Below are 23875 nucleotides of genomic sequence, written 5' to 3' on the forward strand. Positions count from 1 at the left end.
CGGGCTTCGGATCAGGCGGCGACGGGCAGGGCGCCCGACATCTGGACCCAGGCGTTGTAGCTGCCGTCGAGCTCGGCGATGTCGTAGCCCTTGCGGCGCAGTGCACTGGCGGCGACGCTGTTGCGCACGCCACTCTGGCAGTAGGTGACGATCGTGCCGGCGTCCGCAGCCGGCAGTTGGTCCAGGTTCCACAGCACACGGCCGCCCGAGAGCTGTGCGGCGCCCGGCAGGTGTCCGGCAGCGAACTCGGTTTTGTTGCGCACGTCGAGCAGCAGGACATGCTCGAATCCGTCGAGGTCCTCGGGTTGGACGAGCTTGGGTACGACCAGGTCGAGTCCGTCCAGAGAGGTGATGAAGCCCCGCACAGCGTCAATGCCGACGCGGATCAGGTGATCGCGCATCTGCTCGGCCTCGTCGCGACTCGCGGCGAGCAGCACCAGCGGACGCTGCTCTGTCTCGGGGTCGTACACCCACGCGCCGTAGCTGGCGGCCTTCTGAACGCCCGGGATGTTGAGGGCGCCCTCGACCGTTCCCTCGTGCACCTGGCCGTTGTGGCGGGTATCGACGAAGATGACACTGTCATCGGCGAGTTCGATGCCCAGCCGCTCGCTGGTGTACTCGATGAGCTCGGGCTCGTCGCCGATCACTGCGGGGCCGATCTTGTTCTGCTGCTTCATCCGAGCGAAGTACGCGTGAGCGTCGGGCTGGCCGTTGAGCAACTCATCGATGAAGCCCTGCTCATCATCGTTCTTCAGATAGCGGGACCACCACGAGAAGTTGCGCTCGTAGCCGACCGTGGTCGATGCGATCGCGCCCAGCGCCTTGCCGCAGGCCGATCCGGAACCGTGGGCGGGAAGCACCTGCACGTAATCGGGCAGGGTGAGGAACCGGTCGCGCAGGCTGGCGAACAGATCCTTGGCCCCGGCAAAACGGGTGTCGACGAAGCCGGCGGCCTCATCGAGCAGGTCGGGGCGTCCGAGATCACCGACGAACACGAAGTCTCCGGTGAGCATGAACCCGGGATCGCTCGACTGCGCGCCATCGGTGACGAGGAACGACAGGTGCTCGGGGGTGTGTCCGGGGGTGTGAACCGCCTCGACGGTGATGTTGCCGAGTGCGATGCGGTGACCGTGCTTCATCCGCACGGCGCCGACGAAGGCATCCGAGTACGTCCAGTCGGGACCACCCTCGTCGGAGACGTACATCGTCGCGCCGGTGGCGGCGGCGAGCTCGCGGGTGCCTGAGAGGTAGTCCGCGTGGATGTGGGTCTCGGTGACGGCGACGATCTTCATACCGTTCTTCGCGGCAAGATCCAGGTAGACGTCGAGGTCGCGGCGGGGGTCGACGACGATCGCCTCGCCCTTCGCCTGGCAGCCGATGACGTAGCTCGCCTGCGCGAGGTCCTCATCGTAGATGCGTTCCAGAAGCATGGTCAGTCCCTTCGTGTGCGGAGCAGTCGGTCAGTGGGTGGTGCGTGTTCTCAGCGCCCGAACAGGCGTGCGAAGAATCCGCCGCGCTCGGACTTGGCGGCGTCGATCTGCGCTTGCGTGTGCGTTCCGCCGCACCACTGTCCGGCGGGAACGCTGCGCTTCACAGATGCGACGTGCTGGCCGCAGCCCGCCCAGGTCGTCTTTCCGCAGGTGCGGCAGGTCGTCGGTCGGCACATGACTCATCCTCAATCTCATTTGGATACCCCTAGGGGTATGCGTGATGAGATCGACTATACCCTAGGGGGTATAACGAATGCCAAATCGAAGAGCGGATCGCCGGCCGTCAGCCGCCGTGGGCGGCGACCTGAATGATGACGACGAGAGAGCCGACGAGCGCTTCGACGCCGAGTGCGATGATCCGCTGCCACCAGCGCATCGGCACGCGTCGCACAGCGAGGTACGCGACGATGACCAGGCCGAGCACGACGCACAGTTGCCCTGCCAGTAGCGCGCACTCCGTTGACCACCACCCCGCGATCGCCCCGGTGAGCAGCAGCACAGGGGCGATGCCGGCGGTTGCGGCCCCAAAACTCGCGGCCAGCGCGTGGCGCAACTCGGCAGCAGTGGGAAGCCCGCCCTGCACAACCAGATGCGAGAGCATGTCGGCCACAAAAACGGCGGTCACCGTTCCCAGCACAGTGATCACGAGCGTTCCGGTGGCAGCTTCAGGCGCCACCTCGTGGGCAGAGAGGGCAACCAGCACCGCTAGCGCGGCGAAGGAGATGTAGATGCGCTCCTTGAGCCGTTCGGCGTTCACTGCCCGTTTCGAGCGACCGTGGGCCATGGTGCACTCCTCCCCGCGGGACGCATCACCCCCGCGTTGGAGCGATGCAGCGGGAGTCGACTCCGGTCAACGCCCGCGTCCCGACATCACGACCAAGGTACGGGACAGCGCGAGTGCGTGGCGCGTCGGTCGTCACGGCGGATGCTGTCCATCGCCCCGATGCGGGTGTGTGACACGGAAAGCAGAGAACCCCCTGATGTCTCAGAGGGTTCTTTCTGTGCGCGATACTGGGATCGAACCAGTGACCTCTTCCGTGTCAGGGAAGCGCGCTACCGCTGCGCCAATCGCGCCCAAAGGGCTGTTCAGTTCAGACCAGCAGGATCCTTGCGGGACTTCCTACTTTCGAGCGGATGACGAGACTCGAACTCGCGACCCTCACCTTGGCAAGGTGATGCGCTACCAACTGCGCTACATCCGCATTTTGTTCCCGGTGTCCCGGGCACATCAACTACTTTACCCCACGTTCACCACCCCGACCGACCACACACGGCGCACCTGGCAGGGAAGCCGAGTGCGGCAGATGCCCGATCACACTGGGCATCCACTGCATCGGAAACAAGAAAACCCCCGGCTGGACCGGGGGTTTCGTCTGTGCGCGATACTGGGATCGAACCAGTGACCTCTTCCGTGTCAGGGAAGCGCGCTACCGCTGCGCCAATCGCGCCCAATGGGCTATTCAGTTGTCGGAGAGGTGGCGACGGGATTCGAACCCGTGTAAACGGCTTTGCAGGCCGGTGCCTAGCCTCTCGGCCACGCCACCGCGAGGTGGATTCGAACTCCACATGCCGAAACCCCCTTACGGGGGCTCCTGCACTCGAGCGGATGACGAGACTCGAACTCGCGACCCTCACCTTGGCAAGGTGATGCGCTACCAACTGCGCTACATCCGCATTTCGTTCCCGGCGTCCCGGGCACTTGAAATACATTAGCCCAGGTTCACCGCATCACCAAACCACTCCGCGCATCCGGGCGTGTCCGACGACGCGCACGCCGAGCGCCACGCCCGGGCTGCGCCACGGTGCCGGCACTCCCCCGCCGATCGGGTATGCTCTCTATCTGTGCCCTTGAGCACATCACAACAACACATGGGCGATTGGCGCAGTTGGTAGCGCGCTTCCTTCACACGGAAGAGGTCGTGGGTTCGAGTCCCGCATCGCCCACCATCGAAGGCCCGGGAAGCTCCCGGGCCTTTCTTCGTTCCAAGCGGGCGGTCCATGCCGAGTGAAGCGACGCACTCGCCGGCGCTAGGCTGAGCCGCGACGAACTGGGGGCTCGGATGCGCGCGTTTCGACTTGTGCTTGGTGGGGTGCTGGCGGCCTCGCTTGTTGCGGTGGGCATCCGCGGCGCGATACTGACCCACGAGGCGTGGCTCCCTTGCGCTGCAGGAAGTTCCGTCGAGGCCTGCACGGCGGCGATGGATGGCCCGGAGCATCTCGCAGCATTGGCGCCTCTCTGGGGTCTCGCTCTTGTTCTCACCATCACGGCCGCCTTCGTGCTTCGAACTCGCCCTGCACGAGTTCTCGGCATCAGCGCTGCTGTGCTCGTGCTGCTCATGAACAGCATCACCGAGTACGCACTCGCGCTGGGCTTCGTCGGCGGGCACCACGATGTACCTCCGGGAACGGGCTACGGGCAGGCGTCCGCCTGGATCCTGGCGGGCGTCTTCGTCGGAACGGGGACACTGGCTGATGGGCGCACGCCGCACGCTCCCGTGGCACCGTTCGACCGGACCCAACCGATGCCGGTACGCTCGATCCGGCATATCGCTACCCGAGCGAGAAGAAACAGGAGCGTCACGTGATCGAACACGCGAAGGTGAACGGCGATTGGGAGATCGACCCGGCTCACACCCGCATCGGATTCTCGGCCAAGCACGCGATGGTCACGACCGTTCGCGGGGCGTTCAACGACATCACCGGTCACCTGCATGTCGACACCGAGCAGCCCGAGAAGTCCTGGGCGAAGGTCAGCATGGAGGTCTCCAGCATCGACACCCGCAGCCCTCAGCGCGACGAGCACCTGCGCAGCGCCGACTTCTTCGACGCCGAGAAGTGGCCGCAGATCACGTTCGTGAGCACGCAGATCGAAGAGGTCGACGATCGCGCGTTCGGCGTCACGGGAGAGCTCACCATCCGCGACGTCACGCGTCAGGTGATGATCCCGCTGGCCCTGACGGGCATCGAGACGGGGGCGTACGGCGAGCTGCGGGCCGGCTTCGAGGGAAGTCGGCGCCTGAATCGCAGAGACTTCGGCCTGGAGTGGAACACTCCGCTCGACTCGGGTGGCGTGCTGGTCTCAGAGAAGATCACGCTCGAGTTCGAGATCTCCGCGGTGAAGACGCAGCCCGAGCAGTCCGACGAGGGTGGTCAGGGCGACTGAGCCCTACTCACGCGCCCAGCCGTAGCGTGCGATCAGCGCACGCGCCACACGCGCGTAGCGCTGAGCGTCAAGCACCGCCGCCTCGCGGCGCATGCCGTCGTGGTGCACGCTGTACAGCTGCTCGATGTCCACCCAGGACTCACGCCCGCGCACATCCCACGCTCCCGAGCCGATCGGCAGGTAGTCACGATCGCGGTCATGCGGCTTGCTGGTCATCCGCACGGCGTACACGCGATCGGCCGTGTGCCGCCCGATCACGAGAACGGGGCGGTCCTTGCCGCGGCCGTCGTTCTCCTCGTACGGCACCCAGGTCCAAATGATCTCACCCGAGTCCGGCGCGTCATTGCGGGACGGTGAGTAGCCGACCGCGACGTCATCGACCCGTTCCGGATCGACCTGCACGGTCTCGGCACCGGGCATCCGCCCCGGCTCGACGTCCTCAGCCTGATCGCGTGCGACCGACCCACCCGAACGCGACCGCCCCTCCGGACGAAGCACCGCGTCGCCGGCGTGCCGGCGACGCGGTGGTCGCTGTGATTCGTCCTTCACCAGCATCCGATTGACGATGCCGGCGAGGGCGGACAGGAACTTGTTCGTCGAGCTCACCTGCCCACCCTATCCAGCAGCTACTCGACCAGCGCGTAGCCCGCCTCGCCATGCACGACCTGGTCGACGCCCGCGACCTCATCCTCGCTGGTCACCCGGAACCCGATCGTCTTCTCGATCGCCAAGCCGATCACGAAGGCCACCACGAACGAGTACACCAGCACTCCCCCGGCCGCGATCACCTGCACCGCGAGCAACCGCCAGTCCCCACCGGTGAACAGCCCCTGGTCGGTCGCGAAGAAGCCGAGGTACACCGTGCCCAGGAGACCTCCCACCAGGTGCAGACCCACGACGTCGAGCGAGTCATCGAAGCCCCAGCGGTACTTCAGGTCCACCGCAAGAGCGCAGGCGACTCCCGCGAGTGCGCCCAGCAGCAGCGCCCAACCGGGCGTGAGGTTCGCGCAGGCCGGCGTGATCGCGACAAGACCGGCCACGAGGCCCGACACCGCGCCGACCGACGTCGGCTTGCCGTCCTTGATGCGCTCGATCAGGATCCAGCCGAGGATGCCCGCGGCCGCCGCCCCCAGGGTGTTGATCCCGATCAGGCCCACCTTGCCCATGTCGTCGGCCAGCCACTCCGCACCGGCGTTGAACCCGAACCAGCCGAACCACAGCAACGCCGCCCCCAGCAGCGTCAGCGGCACGTTGTGCGGACGCTGGATGCCCTTGGCGAAGCCGATCCGCTTGCCCAGCACGAGCGCCAGCGCGAGAGCGGCGGCTCCCGCGTTGATGTGCACCGCGGTGCCACCGGCGTAGTCGATCACGGCGATGCCGCTCTCCTCACCGAACAGCGCCGTTCCGAGGTTCATGATCCAGCCACCGCCCCACACCCATGCGGCGATCGGGAAGTACCCGAGGGTGCCGAACACGCCGACGAAGATCAACCACGGACCGAACCTCGCCCGATCCGCGATCGCTCCCGAGATCAGCGCGACCGTGATGATCGCGAACGTAGCGCCGTAAGCCACGCTCAGCAGCGCCACGTTCGCACCGTCCCCCGCGGCGGTGTCCACCAGGCCGAAGTCGGCGAAGGGATTGCCCGCGAACTGCATCGGGTCTGACACCGCGCTCATCGAGAACCCGTACAGCACCCAGAGCACCGCGATCAGACCGATCGCGCCGAAGCTCATCATCATCATGCTGATGACGCTCTTGGCCTTGACCAGTCCGCCATAGAAGAATGCCACTCCCGGTGTCATCAGCAGCACCAGTGCAGTGGCTGTGATCGCCCAGGAGATGTTGCCCGCAGCATCCATCCCAACCTCCTTCAATCATGTGAACGAGGCTCAGTCTGCGGCGGCCGTGTTTCGACGACCGACGCGCTGTGTTGCGGCCGTGTTACAGGCCGTGGCCGAATGTGAACGTCGCGTTACGCGGCGTCGGGCAATGAGTGTGTGAGTGCGTTGAGTCGGGAGATCGCGCGCAGGTACTTCTTGCGGTAACCGCCCGAGAGCATCTCATCGGCGAACACGGCGTCGAGCGAGACGCCGGTCGCGGCGATCGGCAGCTGCGCGTCGTAGACGCGGTCGACGAATGCGACGAACCGCAACGCCTCGGACTGATCGCTCAGCACGCGCACGTCGCGCAGACCGACCACGTCGACGTTGTCGATGAGACGGATGTAGCGCGAAGGATGCACCTGGGCGAGGTGACGGATGGCATCCGAGAAGTCATCGTCGGATGCCGTCCCCGCGGTCGCGCTCCGCGCGATCGTCGCGGCGTAGCCGGCATCGTCGAGCACGACGGCAGTGCCATCGATAGCGCGCTGCCGGTAGTCGACGCCATCGATGCGCAGAGTCTGGAACGCCTCGGACATCGCGTGGATCTCGCGCAGGAAGTCCTGCGCCGCGAAGCGTCCCTCGCCGAGCGCGTTCGGCGGCGTGTTCGAGGTGGCGGCGAGGCGGGTTCCGGATGCCACCAACTCGCCCAGCAGTCGGGTCATGACCATGGTGTCGCCCGGGTCGTCGAGCTCGAACTCGTCGATGCAGAGCAGGTCGGCCCCGCGCAGCAGATCGACGGTGTTCTTGTAGCCGAGAGCTCCGACCAGCGCGGTGTATTCGATGAACGACCCGAAATACTTCCGCCGTGCCGGCATCGCGTGATACACCGACGCCAACAGGTGGGTCTTGCCGACGCCGAACCCGCCGTCCAGGTAGACGCCCGGCTTCATGGGCTCGACCTTCGGTGCGCGCCGGAACAGCCCGGCCTTCTTCAGGGGCTCTCCCCCACCGGCGAAGCGCATCAGCGTGCGCTTCGCCTCATCCTGGGACGGGTAGGCCTCGTCCGCACGGTAGCTCTCGAAGGTCGCACCGTCGAACTGCGGGGGCGGAACAAGACTGGCCAGCATCTCGTCTCCGGTCACGACGGGTGTGCGTTCGGTGAGATGCACGACACCCGTGCCGATCTGCTGGGTCATCACGTTCCTGAAGTCATAGTCTTGCGATCCGAGTGCGGGCACGCTGGAAGGGATCTAGGGTCAAAGGGGACGGCTCGATTTTACGCCGTCCATCAACACCCCAGGCATCCTGCACCCAGAGGAGCAATAGTGACCGTCGCACACGACACCTCATCCGCCAAGTTCGCCGAGTACGCCGAGCCCGGTCGTCTCGTCACCACCGAGTGGCTCGCACAGAACCTTGGCACCCCCGGCCTCGTCGTCGTCGAGTCCGACGAGGACGTGCTGCTGTACGAGACCGGCCACATCCCAGGTGCGGTGAAGGTCGACTGGCACACCGAGCTGAACGACCCGGTGGTGCGCGACTACGTCGACGGCGAGGGCTTCGCCGCTCTGCTCAGCCGCAAGGGCATCTCGCGCGACGACACCGTGGTGATCTACGGCGACAAGAACAACTGGTGGGCCGCATATGCCCTGTGGGTGTTCTCACTGTTCGGGCACGAGGACGTGCGCCTGCTCGACGGCGGCCGCGACAAGTGGATCGCCGAGGGCCGTGAGCTCACCACCGAGAAGACCGTGCGTCCCGCCACCGAGTACCCGGTCGTCGAGCGCGACGACTCGGTGCTGCGCGCCTACAAGGACGACGTGCTGGCCATCATCGGCCACGGACCGCTGATCGACGTGCGCTCTCCCGAGGAGTACTCCGGTGAGCGCACCCACATGCCCGCATACCCCGAGGAGGGCGCGCTGCGCGGCGGTCACATTCCGACGGCGCAGAGTGTGCCGTGGGCGCGCGCGGTAGCTGAGGACGGCGGATTCAAGTCGCGCGCCGAACTGGAGCAGATCTACCTCGACGGCGCCGGTCTCACGCCCGGCGACGACGTGATCGCGTACTGCCGTATCGGAGAGCGCTCCAGCCACAGCTGGTTCGTGCTGCAGCACCTGCTGGGCTTCGAGAACGTACGCAACTACGACGGCTCATGGACCGAATGGGGCAGTGCCGTGCGGGTGCCGATCGTGACCGGCACGGAGCCCGGCGCGCTCTGAGCGTGGGAGAATCACAGGGATGACTGACACGCCCGTCCCTGCCGCGCTCGCCGAGTTCCGCGACGAGTTCCTCGAGTTGCCCGAGAGCGACCGCCTCGAGCTGTTGCTGGAGTTCGCGAACGAGCTGCCGGCCGTCCCGGAGCGTCTCGCCGACCATCCCGAGCTGTACGAGCGCGTCGCTGAGTGCCAGTCTCCTGTATTCATCATCGTCGAGGTCTCCGACGGCATCGTCGCCATGCATGCGACGGCGCCGCCGGAGGCACCGACGACCCGCGGGTTCGCCAGCATCCTCGCGCAGGGCATCACCGGGCTGACCGCTGACGAGGTGTTGGCGATCCCCAGCGACTACCCCCAGACGATCGGGCTGACCAAACTGGTCTCGCCGCTGCGGATCGGCGGGATGACCGGGATGCTGATGCGCGCCAAGAACCAGGTCGCACAGAAGCGCTGAGTGCTCAGTTCGGCGCGCCGTCCTCGGCCAGCCCCTGCGCTGTGATCCAGTCGGTGATCGTCGCCGTCCACCCGCTCTGGTCGTAGTTCCACAGCTTGGTGTGCCGCGCGACCGAGATCTCGGGCATGGTGACCAGATCCGGGCGTGCCTTCGCGAGCGCGTGCGAGGCGTCGGCAGGCACGAAACCGTCGTCCTCGCTGTGCAGGATCAACACAGGAGCATCGAGCTCGGATGCCCGTGCCACCATGTCGAGACGGTCGAACGCGATCGGCGCCTCGGCGCCGCTCAGTCGTGCCATCACGGAGTTCTGGAGCGCTCCCATCGCCAGTGCGGGCAAGGGCTCCCGCAGGCCCGCCTCGCGCGCCTGGAACCGCAGCACGGTGCGCCAGTCCACGACCGGCGAATCCAGCACCAGTGCCGCGATCGCCTCCCGATGCGCGGATGACACCGCCGTCTGCAGCGCGATCGCGCCGCCCATCGACCAGCCCATCAGCACGATGCGCTCGGCGCCGTGGCGCATCGCGTACCCGATCGCCGCGTCGACGTCGCGCCACTCCGCGGCCCCGAGCGCGTAAGAACCCCGCCGCGAACGCGGCGCCTCGCCATCGTTGCGGTATGAGACCACGAGCACGGGCAGCCCGAGCGCGTGGAAGACAGGCACCGCACGCAGGCACTCCGAACGCGTCGTGCCCCGGCCGTGCACCTGGATCACCCAGGTAGAGGAGGACTGCGGGAACAGCCACGCCGGGCAGGGTCCGGCCGGCGAGCCGATCAGCACGTTCTTCCACGGCAGGTGCAGCTCATCCGGTGCGACGTAGTACCAGCCGCTGAACGCGGCGTCCTGATCGAGGTGCGCATCGGGGGCGATCTGTGTGAGCAGCTTGCGCCGCACACTGGTGGCATCAGCGCTCAGCACCGCGCCGAGCTTGACGTAGTCGTGCGATCCCGCGGTGAACAGCCCATAGCGGCCGGGGAGCTCTGTATCGACCGTGCGGTCGAGCTCGATCGTCTGCGCCGCGGTGTCCACGGAACGGATGCGCACATCCTTCTGACGGACGGCGGGCGTCACCACACGGCGGGCGGTACTGAACACCGCGACAGCGGCCGCCGCGGCCGTAGCGGCGACGACAGGGAGGGCGAACGCTGCGGCGTGCCTGAGACTCTTCATCGCCTCCTGACTCTAGCCTGTCCACGTGACCGCAGACCCGGAGGCCGCCGCCCTGTTCGACGCAGCGGTGGCAGAGTTGCGCACGGCGTCGTCACGGACCGACATCGTCGTGCGCGAGATCCCCGCCCCGCGCGACCTCGCTCCGTTCGCTTTCGCTCTGGCCGCGGATGTGCGACCCGATGACCACGGCGATTCCCTGTACGGCACCGGGCGGTTCGTGCTGCTGCACGATCCAGACGAACCGCCGTCGTGGGGCGGCGCCTGGCGGATTGTCGCATACGCCCAGGCTCCGCTCGAGCCCGAGATCGGCACAGATCCGTTGCTGGCGGACGTGGCCTGGTCGTGGCTTGTCGACGCACTTGACGACCACGGAGCCGACTACCACTCCGCATCGGGCACCTCGACGAAGATGCTCTCGAAGGGATTCGGAGCGCTCGCCGAAGAAGGCGACGGCGCGCAGATCGAGTTGCGCGCGTCGTGGACAGCCGACGCACCCCTGCGGCCACATGTGGAAGCATGGGAGGAGCTGGTGGGAATGCTCGCAGGGCTCCCACCCGGATCAGAGGATGTCGCCGTGTTCGGCGCAAGAAAGGGCGGACGTGGCTGACTACTCCGTGATCAGCGACCGCGCGGAGTTCGAGAAGGCCAGTCGCGCGCTGGCCGAGGGCGATGGGCCGGTCGCCGTCGATGTCGAGCGAGCATCGGGATTCCGGTACTCGCAGCGCGCATACCTGATCCAGGTATTCCGTCGCGACGCCGGGGTCTTCCTCTTCGACCCTCCCGCCATCGGTGACTTCAGCGCACTCCAGCGCGCCATCGGCGCCGAGGAGTGGGTGTTCCATGCGGCCAGCCAAGACCTGCCATCCCTACGCGAACTCGACCTCGAACCACCCCGCATCTTCGACACCGAGTTGGCATCGCGACTGCTCGGCAGCGACGGATTCGGCCTCGCCGCCGTCGTCGAGCACACGCTGGGCATCTCGCTGGCCAAGGCGCACTCGGCAGCCGACTGGTCCACCCGGCCGTTGCCGGCGCCGTGGCTCGAGTACGCTGCGCTCGACGTCGTGCATCTGATCGACGTGCGAGACGCTCTCGTCGACGAACTCGCAGCTTCGCAGAAGACCGAGTACGCGGCGCAGGAGTTCGACGCCACCCTGCATCGGCCACCCAAGCCGCCGCGCGAAGAGCCATGGCGACGCCTCAGCGGTCTGCACAAGGTGCGCGGTGCCCGCCAACTCGCCGTCGCACGCGAGCTGTGGACGGCACGGGAGGACTACGCCCGAGAGATCGACGCCGCACCGGGCCGTCTCGTGCCCGACCGCGCACTCCTGGCCGCTGTGCTCGCCTCCCCCACCTCGAAGCAGGCGCTCGCCGGCCTGAAGGAGTTCAACGGTCGCGCCAGCCGCACGCAACTGGATCGCTGGTGGGATGCCATCGCGCGCGGCCGCGCCACCGAGCAGCTGCCCCGCGAGCGGGTGCCCAGTGACTCCCTCCCGCCGCCTCGGGCGTGGGTGGACCGCAACCCCGAGGCCGATCTGCGACTGAAGGCCGCCCGACCGGTGGTCGAGGCGATCGCCGAAGAGCTGCACATGCCCACCGAGAACCTACTGACGCCCGAGCACCTGCGCCGGGTCGCCTGGCACCCGCCGGCGCTGACCGCGGATGCCATCGGCACCGCGCTCAGCGAACTCGGCGCGCGGCCCTGGCAGGTTGCGCATACCGCACAGAAGATCGCGGATGCCTTTGTAGAAGGCCCGCAATCCACGACGGATGCCGACACGGCGGATTCGTAGAGTCCGCCCAACCGATTCCCCCGCCACGACACGCACTCCTAGGCTGGTCGCATCCCCAACCTTTGGAGGCAGAGTGGCCGAGATCTCGGACGTCTACTTCGTCGATGGAGTGCGCACACCCTTCGGGCGCGCCGGCGAAAAGGGCATGTACTGGAACACCCGCGCAGATGACCTCGCCGTGAAGGCGACCATCGGCCTGATGGAGCGCAACGCCGGGGTACCGGCCGAGCGCATCGACGATGTGGCAATCGCCGCGACGTCGCAGACCGGGGATCAGGGCCTCACCCTGGGCCGGTCGGTCGCGATCCTCGCCGGCCTTCCGCAGACCGTTCCCGGCCTCGCCGTCGAACGCATGTGCGCGGGCGCCATGACGAGCGTGACGACCATGGCCGCATCGATCGGCATCGGCATGTACGACTTCGCGCTCGCCGGTGGTGTCGAGCACATGGGACACCACCCGATCGGCGGCAACGCCGACCCGAACCCGCGTTTCGTCGCCGAGAAGATGGTCGACCCGGGCGCACTGAACATGGGTGTCACGGCCGAGCGCCTGTTCGACCGCTTCCCGCACCTCACCAAGGAGCGCTCCGATCGTTTCGGCATGCTCAGCCAGCACAAGGTGCAGGCTGCGTACGACGCCGGCAAGATCCAGCCCGATCTCGTCTCTGTGGCGATCAAGGGCGCCGACGGAGCCTGGGGTCTGGCGACCGAGGACGAGGGGCGTCGCCCGGGCACGACCATGGACGACCTGGCCGCGCTGAAGACCCCGTTCCGGCCGCACGGTCGTGTCACCGCCGGCACGTCGTCCCCGCTGACCGACGGCGCGACCATGTCGCTTCTCGCCGGTGGCGGTGCGGTGAAGGAGCTCGGCCTGGCGCCGAAGATGCGGATGGTCTCGTTCGCCTTCGCCGGTGTGCAGCCCGAGATTATGGGCATCGGTCCGATCCCCTCGACCGAGAAGGCGCTCAAGAAGGCCGGTCTCACGATCGATGACATCGGTCTGTTCGAGCTGAACGAAGCCTTCGCCGTGCAGGTGATCTCGCTGCTCGATCACTTCGGCATCGCCGATGACGACCCGCGGGTCAACCAGTGGGGCGGCGCGATCGCGCTGGGTCACCCGCTGGCAGCATCCGGAGTGCGTCTGATGATCCAGCTCGCGGCGCAGTTCGCCGAGCGCCCCGACGTGCGCTACGGCCTCACCGCGATGTGTGTCGGTCTCGGCCAGGGCGGTTCGGTCATCTGGGAGAACCCGCACTACGACGGAAAGAAGAAGAAGTGAGCTACGAGGACATCGACTTCTCGCCGATCATGGCCCTCACCGAGGGTGAGGTGATCACGCACTCCCCCGTGCGCGACATCCGCCTTCCCTCGGGCAAGGTGCTCGCGCTGATCACGCTCGACAACGGGCGCGACCACACCCGTCCGAACACGCTGGGTCCGGCGACGCTCACCGAGCTCGGTGAGACGCTCGACGCCCTCAAGGCGCGCGCCGCGTCTGGTGAGATCCAGGCCGTCGGCATCACCGGTAAGCAGTACATCCTCGCCGCCGGCGCCGACCTGTCCGACATCAGCCGGGTCGGCTCGAAGGACAACGCTCGCCTGATCGCACAGCTGGGCCACAAGGTGATCGGGTCGCTGTCCGATCTCGGTGTGCCGTCCTTCGCATTCGTCAACGGACTGGCGCTGGGCGGCGGCATGGAGATCGCGCTGAACTCCACCTACCGCACCGTCGATGCTTCGGCGGCCGCCTTGGCTCTGCCCGAGGTCTTCCTCGGCATCATCCCCGGCTGGGGCGGCGCCTACCTGGTGCCGAACCTGATCGGCATCGAAAACGCCCTCGAGGTCGTCATCTCGAACCCGCTCAAGCAGAACCGCATGCTCAAGCCGCAGCAGGCGTTCGAGCTGGGGCTCATGGACGCCATCTTCCCGGCGGCGAACTTCCTCGAGAACTCGCTGGCCTGGGCCGACGCTGTGCTGGGCGGCAAGAAGGTCGAGCGCAAGAACGCCCCCGGCAAGATCGAGCGCACCGTGAAGTGGCCCGTCGCCATCAAGATGGCGCGCACCATGCTCGAGTCGAAGATCGGCACCGTGCCGCGCTCGCCCTATGTCGCGCTCGACCTGCTCGACAAGGCCCGCAGCGGCACGAAGGCAGAGGGTTTCGCCCGTGAGGACGAGGCTCTGGCCGAGCTCGTGACCGGCGACCAGTTCGCCGCGTCGATGTACGCGTTCGATCTGGTGCAGAAGCGCGCGAAGCGTCCGGTCGGCGCACCCGACAAGACGCTGGCGAAGAAGGTCACCAAGGTCGGCATCATCGGTGCGGGCCTCATGGCCAGCCAGTTCGCCCTGCTGTTCGTGCGCCGCCTGCAGGTGCCGGTGCTGATCACCGATCTGGATCAGGCCCGCGTCGACAAGGGCGTGGCATACATCCACGATGAAATCGGCAAGCTCGAGGCCAAGGGCCGCGTCGACGCCGACACCGCGAACCAGCTGCGTTCGCTGGTGACGGGAACCACCGACAAGAGCCTGTATGCGGACTGCGACTTCGTCATCGAGGCCGTGTTCGAAGAGGTCGGCGTCAAGCAGCAGGTGTTCGGTGAGATCGAGAAGATCGTCGCCGAGGACGCCATCCTCGCCACCAACACGTCGTCGCTGTCGGTCGAAGAGATCGGTGCGAAGCTCGCCAATCCCGAGCGCCTGGTCGGCTTCCACTTCTTCAACCCGGTCGCGGTGATGCCGCTGATCGAGGTCGTGAAGACGCCGCACACCAGCGAAGCGGCGCTGTCGACCGCGTTCGTGGTCGCGAAGGGCCTCGGCAAGAACGCCGTTCTCACCGCAGACGCCCCTGGGTTCGTGGTGAACCGCCTGCTGGCAAAGGTCATGGGCGAGGCAGCACGTGCCGTGTACGAGGGCACGCCGATCGCCGAGGTCGAGAAGGCCTTCGGTCCGCTCGGCCTGCCGATGGGCCCGTTCCAGCTGATCGATCTGGTCGGCTGGAAGGTCGCCGCGCACGTGCAGGACACCATGGTGCGCGCGTTCCCCGAGCGTTTCTACGCCAACGAGAACTTCCATGCTCTGGCCGAGCTGGACGCGATCGTCGAGAAGGACAAGGGCGGACGCGTCACCGGCTGGACCAACGCCGCCGAGAAGGTGCTCAAGGGCGCCGTCGGCTCGTCGCCGGCGGATGCTGGCACCATCCTGATGCGTGTGCAGGACGGCCTGGCGCAGGAGATCCGCATCATGCTGGACGAGGGCGTCGTGCCCGAGGTCGAGGACATCGACCTGTGCCTGATCCTGGGCGCGGGTTGGCCGTTCATCGACGGCGGCGCTTCGCCGTACCTTGACCGCGAGGGTGCGTCCGAGCGCGTGTTCGGCGGAACGTTCCACACGCCGCCGATCCGCGGCATCGAGGCCTGACCGCCTGAACCGCACGAAGCCCCGTCGACTTTTGCAGTCGGCGGGGCTTCGTCGTTCCGGCGAGGATTCCCGGACTCAGCGCTGCGCAGGCCTGGTGTCGCGGTCACCGCGCTCGGGCCAGTGCGCGAGGGCTCGTTCGGCGAGGGCCGTGATCGTCAGCGACGGGTTGACACCCGGGTTGGCGGGCACGGCGGACCCGTCGACGATGTGCAGCCCCGGGTATCCCCAGACCCGGTGGTAGGCGTCGATGACGCCCTGCTCCGGGCTGTCGGAGATCACAGCGCCGCCGAGGAAGTGCGCGGTCAGCGGGATGCCGAAGACTTCGGGCCACGACCCCCGTGCCTCGGAGCGCACGCCGGTCTCGGCCTGCATCCGCCGGGCGATCGCCTCGACGGCGGCATGCGCCTGCGGCAGGTGTGTGGGGTTCGGCTCGCCGTGTCCCTGTGCGCTGGTCAGCACCCGACGGCCGAAGCGTCGCCTGAGCGACAGGGTGAGTGAGTTGTCGGCGGTCTGCATGACCAGCGCGATGATCCCCCGCTCGCTCCAGCGGTGCAGCGAGGCCAGCCGCAGTTGCCGGATCGGATGCCGCAGTACGCGGCCCACGACGGCGCCGAAGCGTCGTAGCAGGCCCCGGTCCCCCGGCACCAGAACGGTCGCCAGCGCGCCCATCAGGTTCGATCCCGGCCCGTAGCGCACGTTCTCGACGTGGGTGCGCTCATCGACGTGGAACGAGGTGGTTATCGCGACCCCGTCGGCGAGGCCGGCACTCTCGGGCACGCGTGCCGCGACGGCACCGTCGAGCGCTTCCGAGTTGGTACGGGTGAGGCGCCCGAGAGCCCCGGAGAGGGCGGGCAGTGCATCGGATGCCCGCATCCGGTGCAGGAGTTGCTGCGTGCCCCACGTGCCCGCGGCGAACACCACCTGCTCGGCGTGCAGGGTTCGCCTGTCACGCCGGAACCAGGCACCGCTGCGCTGGGTGGTGACGACAAAGCCGCCCGACGGGTGCTCGCGCACGTCCGTCACGGTGCGCATCGGCTCGATGATCGCGCCCTGGCGCTCTGCGAGGGCCAGGTAGTTCTTCATCAGGGTGTTCTTGGCCCCGACGCGACACCCCACCATGCAGTTGCCGCACAGCGTGCACCCGGTGCGGGCGGGTCCGGCACCGTCGAAATAGGGATCGGGCACGGTGACGCCCGGCATGCCGAGGAAGACGCCGACGGGTGCCTTGCGGAAGCTGTCCTCGACGCCGAGGTCCGCGGCGGCGCCGCGCATGATGCGTTCGACGGGACCGGTGTGCGGGTAGTGCTCGACCACACCCAGCATCCGCTTCGCGGTCGCGTAGTGCGGCGACAGCTCGTCCTGCCAGCGCACGTCGGCAGGCCACTGCGGGTCGGCGAAGAACGCCGCCCCGGGCTCGTAGAGCGTGTTGGCGTAGTTGAGCGACCCGCCGCCGACGCCCGCGCCGGCGAGGATCATCACGTGCGGCAGCCGATGGATGCGCTGCACACCGTGGCATCCGATTCCCGGTGCCCACAGGTATCGGCGCACGTCCCACGAGGTCTTCGCGAAGTCGTCGTCCTCGAACCGGCGGCCGGCCTCTAGGACCCGCACCCGGTAGCCCTTCTCACTCAGTCGCAGCGCCGCGACCGATCCGCCAAAGCCCGAGCCGATCACGGCGACGTCCACATCAGGCATCCGACTCCCCCTCACTCAACGGCACGAGCATACGCAGCGCCGCGGGCCGCACGGTGATGCGGCACTCCCCCGCGCCGACGCGCTCGCCGTCGGCGTAGACCACCAGACCCGGCGCCGACACGCTCACCTGCTGGGCGCGCCGGTGGATCACCTCCGGGCGGGTGAGGTGACGGCCCTGCAGCAGCAGCGGGAACAGTCTGAGTAGACGCAGTCGCGTCAGCGGAACCACATGCACGACGTCCAGAGCGCCATCGTCCGGAGCGGCACCGGCGCACACCGGCATCCCCCCGCCGTAGCTAGCGGTGTTGCCGACCGCGATCAGAGTGCCGGGCGCAGCCGTCTGAGGTCCGCCATCGACCTCGACGCGGAAGTCCATCGGCTGCAGCCTGATCAGTTCGATCAGCAGTGCCAGGTAGTAGCGCAGAGCGCCTCGCGGCCAGCGCAGCCGGTTGGTGCGGTCGCTGACCTTGGCATCGAAGCCGAGGGCGGCGACAGAGAGGAACGGTGTCGTCCTGCCCTCGCTGTGCACCTCGCCGACGTCGATCAGGCGCGTGCGACCGCGCACCGCCACGCTCACGGCGGCCGTCGCGTCACCGCGTGGCAGCCCCAGCGCGCGGGCGAGATCGTTGCCGGTCCCCGCGGGCACCAGAGCGATCGGCACCTCGGCGGCGGCGAGCACATCGATGATGCCCGAGAGCGTGCCATCCCCGCCGACGACCACGAGGGCATCCGGCTTCTCTGCGACGGCCTCCTCAGCCAGGCGCCGGGTCTCGGCCGGTGAACCACCGGAGTAGACCTGCACCTGCGCACCGTCGGCGCGCAGCGCCGCGATCGCCTCGTCGGCTGCCCGACGGCCCCGCCCCTTGCCGGATTGCGGGTTGGCGACGACCGCGATCCGGCGCACCGGGATCACGTCGCCGACCCGAGCGGTGCGATCACGGCACCGGGGTTGAGAATGCCGTGCGGGTCGAGTTCGCGTTTGATGGCGGACAGGATGCGGATGCCGGTCTCGCCGATCTCCTCGGCCAGCCAGGGGGCGTGATCGCGGCCAACGGCATGGTGGTGGCTGATGGTCCCGCCGGCCGAGATGATCGCGTCGTTGACCTTCGCCTTGATGCCGTCCCAGACCGCGAGCTGGTCGCCGCGCACCCCGGCCAGCACGGTGAAGTACAGCGACGCGCCCGTCGGGTAGATGTGCGAGATGTGGCACATGACGTAGCTCTTGGCACCGGCATCCGAGAATCCCTGCCGCAGGGCGTCCTCGACAGCCTGACGCAGGCCGGCCAGGTTCGACCAGGTCGTCGCGGTCTCGAGCGTCTCGCAGAACACGCCGGCATCGAGCAGCGAGTCACGCAGGTACGGGCCGTCGAAGCGCGTCTGCAGCCAGTCCTCGGCCGCGCCCTCTCCGGAGGAGGTTCCGCCGGCGGCGCGCATCAGCTTGCTCGCCCTCGCACGCCGGACAGCGATGTCGTCGCCCTCGTACACGGTCACGGCGCTCGCGCCCTTAGCCAAGGCGCGGCCGATCTTGCCGACCTGGGCGAGGCTGACGGCGGTCTCGGCCTCATCCGACAGCCGGATCACCGTCGGGCCGCCCCCGCCCTGGGCGACGCGCCGCAGCGCGTCGGCCCCGGACGCGAAATCGGGGAACGTCCACGACTCGAACACGCGGTCACGCGGGATCGGATGCACACGCACGCGCACCTCGGTGATGACCCCGAAGATCCCCTCGGAGCCGAGGAAGACCCGGATGAGGTCGGGGCCGGCCGCCGAGCCCGGCGAACGCCCCAGCTCGATGTCGCCGGTCGGGGTCGCGACGCGAAGCCCGGTGACCATGGTGTCGAAGCGGCCGTTGCCTGCGGAGTTCTGGCCCGACGACCGGGCCGCCGCGAATCCGCCGATCGTCGCGTACCGGAAGCTCTGCGGGAAGTGCCCGAGTTCGTACCCCACGGCGGCCAGCAGTTCTTCGGCGACGGGTCCGGTGGTTCCGGATGCGAGCACCGCTTCGCCGCTGAACTCGTCGAACCGCAGCAGCCCGCTCAGTCGGTGCAGGTCGAGGCTGATGACGGAGCGCTGCGCTCCGCGCTCGGGGTCGAGGGCGCCGACGACGCTCGTACCGCCGCCGTACGGAATGACGGCGATGCCGCGCTCGACGGCGACAGCCAGCACAGCGCTGACCTCGGCATGATCCGCGGGTTGCACGACAGCATCCGGGGCATTCTGATCGTGCGCGCGGCGGCGCAGCAGGTCCGGCGTCGAGCGTCCGCCCGCGTGCCGGATGCGCGCCTCGGCGCTCGTGTCGACGTGCTCGGCGCCCACGACATCGCGTAGCGCTGCAAGGTCATCGTGCTCTAGCGCGGATGCGGGTAGCCGAACCTCGGCCAGGGTCGCGGCGGGCTCGGGCCGGTGAATGCGCCCCAACAGAAGAGGGATCAGGCTGCGCACCGCGAAAGAGAGGTCTTTCGCCTTGGCGGGATCGCCCCAGCCGTTCCAGCGCATCAGAGGTGCGGCGCTCGGAGCGGGTCCGGTCTCCCTGGGCTTCACATCGTCCATGCGTTACAGTGTGACAGATCATGGAAGAACGTCAACCAACGGGCGGATCCGCCGCGCTTTCGTCACCGGAATGGGATGCGACGCAGACGCGCATCCTCGATGCCGCGGATGCCCTCCTGCAGCGCCGCGGTGTGCACGGCCTGACCGTCGCCGAACTCAGCCGGCGCGCCGGTCTCAGCAGGCCGACGATCTACCGCAACTGGGACGACGCCGACGACGTGGTGCGCTCGGCACTGCTGCGACGCGTGATCGGCATCCTCGACGATCTTCCCCATCCCGTGCGCTCGCGCGCCGAACTCGTCGACAGCGTCCTGACGTTCATCAGTCGGTTCCGCGCCGACGCGGTGTACGCGCGACTGCTCGCCGACGAACCCGAATCGTTCACGCGCTACACGCTGCAGCGCGTCGGCCAGAGTCAGCGCAGGATCCTGCGGTGGCTGGCCGCAGCCATCGGCAGCGCACAGCACGGCGACGACGTACGCGGCGACTCCCCCGATGACATGGCTGTGATGCTGCTGCTGATCGCCCAGTCCGCCGTGCTCTCGCACGGCACCGTCGCCGAGCTCATCGACGAGGCGGCCTGGCAGCACGAGCTGCGCGCGGCGCTGGACGGATACCTGCGCCCATGACATCAGCCGCCAGCCGCACCGCCGATCTGAACGCCGCGCGACGCCGCCGCGAATTGACCGAGGTCGCCGAGACAACCGTCGACGTCGTCGTCGTGGGCGGCGGGATCACCGGCACCGGCGTCGCCCTCGACGCGGCCTCGCGCGGTCTGAGCGTCGCCCTGATCGAAGCGCACGATCTCGCTTTCGGCACCAGTCGCTTCAGCTCCAAGCTCGTGCACGGCGGCTTGCGCTATCTCGCCACCGGCGACCTGGCCACGGCCAAGGAGAGCGCCCTGGAGCGCCATCTGCTGATGACCCGCATCGCGCCGCACCTGATCCGTCCCCTCGGCCAGTTGCTGCCCTTCAGCACCGACATCACCGCCAGGCAGCGGGCGGCAGGCGCGTTCGGCATGGGCATCGGTGATCTGTTGCGCATGCGCGCCCGCACACCCCGCTCGGTGCTGCCCCGTCCGCGTCTGGTGTCGGCTCACAGCGCACGCCGCCTCGTCCCCGCACTCGAGGATCACGGTCTGCGCGGCGGCATGCTCTCGTTCGACGGGCAACTCGTCGACGATGCCCGATTGGTCACGACCGTCGCGCGGACAGCGGCCGCCCATGGCGCCCGGGTGCTCACGCGCGTGCGCGCGTTGCAGCTGCGGCGCGACGGCATCACCGCCGAAGACGCCCTCACCGCCGAACGGTTCGAGATTCGTGCGCGCAGCGTGATCAACGCCACAGGCGTCTGGGCGGGGACGCTCGACGACACACTGACCGTGCGCCCGAGCCGCGGCACCCACATCGTGCTCGATGCGGCCGACCTCGGCGGCCCGACTGCCGCACTCACTATTCCGCACGAAGGCTCGATCAGCCGCTACGTGTTCGCCCTCCCCCAGCAGCACGGCCGCGTGATCGTCGGGCTGACCGATGAGGACGCCCCCGGGCCAATCCCTCTGGTGGCGGAACCGGCCGAGCATGAGATCGACTTTCTGCTCCGCACACTCAACCGCGTGCTGGCCACCCCGATCGGACGCGACAGTGTGCGCGGCGCATTCTCGGGACTGCGCCCGTTGATCGACAGCGGCTCGGGCGCCACCGCCGATGTCTCACGGCGTCATCTTGTGACAGACACCCCCTCGGGTGCCATCGCTGTACTCGGCGGAAAGCTGACGACCTACCGCCGCATGGCACAGGATGCCGTCGACCACGCCGTGCGCACGCGCCTGGGCGGGGATATCCGCCCCTCATGCACCTCAACGCTGCGCCTGGTGGACGGCCCGCCCGCGGCATCCGATCGTCCGTTCGGCGACGCCCTCGACGTAAGCGTCGAGGACGTCGTGTTCGCGGTGCGCGCGGAGGGCGCGCTCAGCGCGGACGACGTACTCGATCGGCGCACCCGGATCGGTCTGGTCGACGACGACCGTCGCCGCTGCCTGCCCGAGGTCGAGCGGATCGTCTCGGAGACACTCGCCGAACTCGACGCCTGACGGCGCGGTTCGCTCAGCGGCGATCGCTCAGCGGAACGTCGATCGCGTCAGTGTGCTCGGCGGCCTTCGCCACGGGAAGACGCGTGCCACCGATCTGCGCGATGACGTCCGCCGTGATCTTCTCGACCGTCAGACCGGCATCGGCGAGGATCTCGTCACGCGTCGCGTGGTCGATGAACTCATCGGGGAGCCCCAGCTCATCCACGGCCGTGTCGACGCCGGACTCGCGCAGCACCTGCCGCACGCGTGTGCCAATACCCCCAGCGCGGATGCCGTCTTCGAGCGTGATCACCAGACGGTGCCGCGCCGAGAGGTCGATCACCGACTGCTGCACCGGGATCACCCACCGCGGGTCGATGACCGTGACGCCGATTCCGTGCGTCTCGAGACTCTGCGCGGCTTTCAGCCCCAGCTCGGCGAACGCACCGGTGGCGACGATGAGCACGTCCTCGGTGTTGCCGCGGAAGAGCACATCGGTGCCGTCCGCGCGGCGCTCCACCGCGACGATCTCATGCGGCGTGTCACCCTTGGGATAGCGGATGACCGTGGGCGCGTCGTCGACGGCGACAGCCTCGTCGAGCGCTTCGCGCAGACGCTCACCGTCGCGCGGTGCGGCGATGCGGATGCCGGGGACCATCTGCAGCATGGCGAGATCCCAGACGCCGTGGTGGCTGGGGCCGTCCGGCCCCGTCACTCCGGCCCGGTCGAGCACGAACGTGACGCCCGCGCGGTGCAGGGCGACATCCATCAGCACCTGGTCGAACGCCCGGTTCATGAATGTGGCATAGATGGCGACCACGGGGTGCAGACCACCGAAGGCCAGCCCGGCGGCCGAGGCGACCGCGTGCTGTTCGGCGATACCGACGTCGTACACCCGGCCGGGGAAGCGCTCGGCAAAGCGCGCCAGTCCCGTCGGTCGCAGCATCGCCGCGGTCATCGCGATCACCTTGTCGTCGCGTGCGCCCGCGTCGACCAGCGCATCGGCGAACACCGACGTCCAGGACGTCCCCGATGACGACGACAGCGATCCGCCCGTCTTCGGGTCAATCCGCCCGACCGCGTGGAACTGGTCGGCGTCGTCATCACGGGCCGGCTGGTAGCCGCGCCCCTTCTCGGTGATGGCGTGCACGATCACCGGTGCGCCGAAGTCCTTGGCCAACTGCAGCGTCTCCAGCAGCGCCGGGATGTCGTGCCCATTCACGGGGCCGAGGTACTTGATGTCGAGGTTCGAGTAGAGCGCGGCATTGTTGGTGAACCGCGAGAGGAAACCATGGGTGCCGCCGCGCACACCGCGGAACATCGCACGCCCGAAGGGCCCGAACGCCCGGAACAACCGGTCGGAGCGCTTGTGCAGATCACGGTACGTGCTGGCGGTGCGCACGCGGTTCAGGTACCGCGACATGCCGCCGATGGTGGGCGCATAGGAGCGCCCGTTGTCATTGACGACGATCACGAGGTTGCGATCGTTGTCGTCGCTGATGTTGTTCAGCGCCTCCCACGTCATGCCACCGGTGAGAGCTCCGTCGCCGACGACAGCCACGACGTGCCGATCAGCGAGGCCCGTCGCGGTGAGGGCGCGCGAAATACCGTCGGCCCAGCTGAGCGAGCTGGAGGCGTGCGAGGACTCGACGACGTCGTGGGCGCTCTCGGAGCGCTGCGGGTAGCCGGCCAGGCCGCCGCGCGAGCGCAGCTGCGAGAAGTCCTGCCGCCCGGTGAGCAGCTTGTGCACGTACGACTGGTGCCCGGTGTCGAAGATGAACGGGTCATCGGGCGACGAGAACACGCGGTGCAGCGCGATCGTCAGTTCGACGACGCCGAGGTTCGGCCCCAGATGACCGCCCGTTCGGGCGACGTTCTCGACCAGGAATGCACGGATCTCGTCAGCGAGCTCGGCAAGTTCTTCGGTGGAGAGACCGTCGAGGTCCCGAGGACCGGTGATGCCCGGCAGGATCGGCATGTAGGCGCCTCCGCGACTCGATTTCACGCGACACCAGTGGGCGTGCGCATCGCT

At 68.1% G+C, this 23875-nt stretch carries 21 protein-coding genes and 6 tRNA genes; 11 read left to right on the forward strand and 16 right to left on the reverse strand.

The features are described from left to right. Positions 1-11: 11 nt before the first annotated feature. From JF543_RS09485 to JF543_RS09520, 8 genes are all read right to left on the reverse strand, one after another. Entirely contained in the window at positions 12-1430 is a 1419-nt protein-coding gene (locus JF543_RS09485) for an MBL fold metallo-hydrolase (protein WP_206820494.1), read from the reverse strand. Positions 1431-1480: 50 nt separating this feature from the next. Then, complete coding sequence (locus JF543_RS09490) at positions 1481-1666, reverse strand: hypothetical protein (protein ID WP_179410763.1); 186 nt, start codon at positions 1664-1666, stop codon at positions 1481-1483. A 107-nt stretch (positions 1667-1773) separates the two neighbouring features. Then, positions 1774-2274 carry a hypothetical protein gene (locus tag JF543_RS09495; RefSeq protein WP_206823865.1) on the reverse strand — a complete coding sequence of 167 codons (501 nt, stop codon included), beginning with the start codon at positions 2272-2274 and terminating at the stop codon, positions 1774-1776. Between the two features lie 218 nt (positions 2275-2492). Further along, a tRNA-Val gene (locus JF543_RS09500) sits at positions 2493-2564 on the reverse strand. Positions 2565-2619: 55 nt separating this feature from the next. Further along, positions 2620-2692, reverse strand: a tRNA-Gly gene (locus JF543_RS09505). 174 nt (positions 2693-2866) lie between these two features. After that, a tRNA-Val gene (locus JF543_RS09510) sits at positions 2867-2938 on the reverse strand. Between the two features lie 25 nt (positions 2939-2963). Next, positions 2964-3034: transfer RNA gene (locus JF543_RS09515), tRNA-Cys, on the reverse strand. Between the two features lie 57 nt (positions 3035-3091). After that, positions 3092-3164, reverse strand: a tRNA-Gly gene (locus JF543_RS09520). A 197-nt stretch (positions 3165-3361) separates the two neighbouring features. On the opposite strand from JF543_RS09520, the gene JF543_RS09525 reads away from it, so the two are divergent. From JF543_RS09525 to JF543_RS09535, 3 genes are all read left to right on the forward strand, one after another. Continuing rightward, positions 3362-3437: transfer RNA gene (locus JF543_RS09525), tRNA-Val, on the forward strand. 329 nt (positions 3438-3766) lie between these two features. Continuing rightward, complete coding sequence (locus JF543_RS09530) at positions 3767-4075, forward strand: hypothetical protein (RefSeq protein WP_206823867.1); 309 nt, start codon at positions 3767-3769, stop codon at positions 4073-4075. Then, positions 4072-4653 (forward strand): YceI family protein, encoded by a 582-nt coding sequence (locus tag JF543_RS09535; protein WP_179410760.1) that lies wholly within the window; start codon positions 4072-4074, stop codon positions 4651-4653. The genes JF543_RS09530 and JF543_RS09535 overlap by 4 nt, the downstream gene beginning before the upstream one ends. Positions 4654-4656: 3 nt before the next feature. On the opposite strand, the gene JF543_RS09540 is transcribed toward JF543_RS09535, so the two are convergent. The 3 genes from JF543_RS09540 to zapE all read right to left on the reverse strand — a co-directional run bounded on the left by JF543_RS09540 (position 4657) and on the right by zapE (position 7675). Next, the gene (locus JF543_RS09540) at positions 4657-5073 is read right to left on the reverse strand and encodes a type II toxin-antitoxin system PemK/MazF family toxin (RefSeq protein WP_242519685.1); all 417 of its coding nucleotides are present in this window, start codon (positions 5071-5073) and stop codon (positions 4657-4659) included. Positions 5074-5279: 206 nt separating this feature from the next. Continuing rightward, a complete protein-coding gene (locus JF543_RS09545) occupies positions 5280-6515 on the reverse strand; it encodes an ammonium transporter (RefSeq protein WP_206823868.1) in 1236 nt (411 codons plus the stop codon). 113 nt (positions 6516-6628) lie between these two features. Continuing rightward, positions 6629-7675 carry a cell division protein ZapE gene (zapE, locus tag JF543_RS09550; RefSeq protein ID WP_206823877.1) on the reverse strand — a complete coding sequence of 349 codons (1047 nt, stop codon included), beginning with the start codon at positions 7673-7675 and terminating at the stop codon, positions 6629-6631. A 129-nt stretch (positions 7676-7804) separates the two neighbouring features. Between zapE and JF543_RS09555 the strand changes: the two genes are divergently transcribed. Then, on the forward strand, positions 7805-8701 hold the full coding sequence (locus JF543_RS09555) for a rhodanese-like domain-containing protein (protein WP_206823879.1): 897 nt from the start codon (positions 7805-7807) through the stop codon (positions 8699-8701). A gap of 19 nt (positions 8702-8720) precedes the next feature. Beyond that, positions 8721-9152 (forward strand): SufE family protein, encoded by a 432-nt coding sequence (locus tag JF543_RS09560; protein ID WP_206549823.1) that lies wholly within the window; start codon positions 8721-8723, stop codon positions 9150-9152. Positions 9153-9156: 4 nt separating this feature from the next. Here the strand turns inward: JF543_RS09560 and JF543_RS09565 are convergent, their stop codons facing one another. Further along, positions 9157-10320, reverse strand: a complete 1164-nt coding sequence (locus tag JF543_RS09565; RefSeq protein WP_206823880.1) for an alpha/beta hydrolase family protein — start codon at positions 10318-10320, stop codon at positions 9157-9159. A gap of 25 nt (positions 10321-10345) precedes the next feature. On the opposite strand from JF543_RS09565, the gene JF543_RS09570 reads away from it, so the two are divergent. The 4 genes from JF543_RS09570 to JF543_RS09585 all read left to right on the forward strand — a co-directional run bounded on the left by JF543_RS09570 (position 10346) and on the right by JF543_RS09585 (position 15527). Continuing rightward, positions 10346-10927: a DUF3000 family protein gene (locus JF543_RS09570; RefSeq protein WP_179410754.1), complete on the forward strand. Its 582-nt coding sequence runs from the start codon at positions 10346-10348 to the stop codon at positions 10925-10927. Beyond that, on the forward strand, positions 10920-12113 hold the full coding sequence (locus tag JF543_RS09575; RefSeq protein WP_179410753.1) for an HRDC domain-containing protein: 1194 nt from the start codon (positions 10920-10922) through the stop codon (positions 12111-12113). The genes JF543_RS09570 and JF543_RS09575 overlap by 8 nt, the downstream gene beginning before the upstream one ends. 73 nt (positions 12114-12186) lie before the next feature. Further along, positions 12187-13392, forward strand: a complete 1206-nt coding sequence (locus JF543_RS09580; RefSeq protein WP_179410752.1) for a thiolase family protein — start codon at positions 12187-12189, stop codon at positions 13390-13392. A gap of 29 nt (positions 13393-13421) precedes the next feature. Further along, on the forward strand, positions 13422-15527 hold the full coding sequence (locus JF543_RS09585) for a 3-hydroxyacyl-CoA dehydrogenase NAD-binding domain-containing protein (protein ID WP_206824296.1): 2106 nt from the start codon (positions 13422-13424) through the stop codon (positions 15525-15527). Positions 15528-15602: 75 nt separating this feature from the next. Here the strand turns inward: JF543_RS09585 and JF543_RS09590 are convergent, their stop codons facing one another. Genes JF543_RS09590 through JF543_RS09600 form a run of 3 tightly spaced genes read right to left on the reverse strand, consistent with a single transcriptional unit; the run spans position 15603 to position 19772 of the window. Then, a complete protein-coding gene (locus JF543_RS09590; protein WP_206823883.1) occupies positions 15603-17222 on the reverse strand; it encodes a GMC oxidoreductase in 1620 nt (539 codons plus the stop codon). After that, entirely contained in the window at positions 17215-18135 is a 921-nt protein-coding gene (locus JF543_RS09595; protein ID WP_347401132.1) for a diacylglycerol/lipid kinase family protein, read from the reverse strand. The genes JF543_RS09590 and JF543_RS09595 overlap by 8 nt, the downstream gene beginning before the upstream one ends. Continuing rightward, positions 18132-19772 (reverse strand): FAD-binding oxidoreductase, encoded by a 1641-nt coding sequence (locus JF543_RS09600; protein ID WP_242519428.1) that lies wholly within the window; start codon positions 19770-19772, stop codon positions 18132-18134. The genes JF543_RS09595 and JF543_RS09600 overlap by 4 nt, the downstream gene beginning before the upstream one ends. A gap of 20 nt (positions 19773-19792) precedes the next feature. Here JF543_RS09600 and JF543_RS09605 point away from each other — a divergent pair, with 20 nt between their 5' ends. Beyond that, positions 19793-20401 (forward strand): TetR/AcrR family transcriptional regulator, encoded by a 609-nt coding sequence (locus tag JF543_RS09605; protein WP_206823885.1) that lies wholly within the window; start codon positions 19793-19795, stop codon positions 20399-20401. Then, positions 20398-21864: a glycerol-3-phosphate dehydrogenase/oxidase gene (locus tag JF543_RS09610; protein WP_206823886.1), complete on the forward strand. Its 1467-nt coding sequence runs from the start codon at positions 20398-20400 to the stop codon at positions 21862-21864. Before JF543_RS09605 ends, JF543_RS09610 begins: the two co-directional genes overlap by 4 nt. A gap of 13 nt (positions 21865-21877) precedes the next feature. On the opposite strand, the gene dxs is transcribed toward JF543_RS09610, so the two are convergent. After that, positions 21878-23821, reverse strand: a complete 1944-nt coding sequence (gene dxs / locus JF543_RS09615) for a 1-deoxy-D-xylulose-5-phosphate synthase (RefSeq protein ID WP_206823887.1) — start codon at positions 23819-23821, stop codon at positions 21878-21880. Positions 23822-23875 lie beyond the last annotated feature (54 nt).

It is taken from the genome of Microbacterium esteraromaticum (assembly GCF_017303215.1).
GTDB lineage: Bacteria > Actinomycetota > Actinomycetes > Actinomycetales > Microbacteriaceae > Microbacterium > Microbacterium esteraromaticum_C.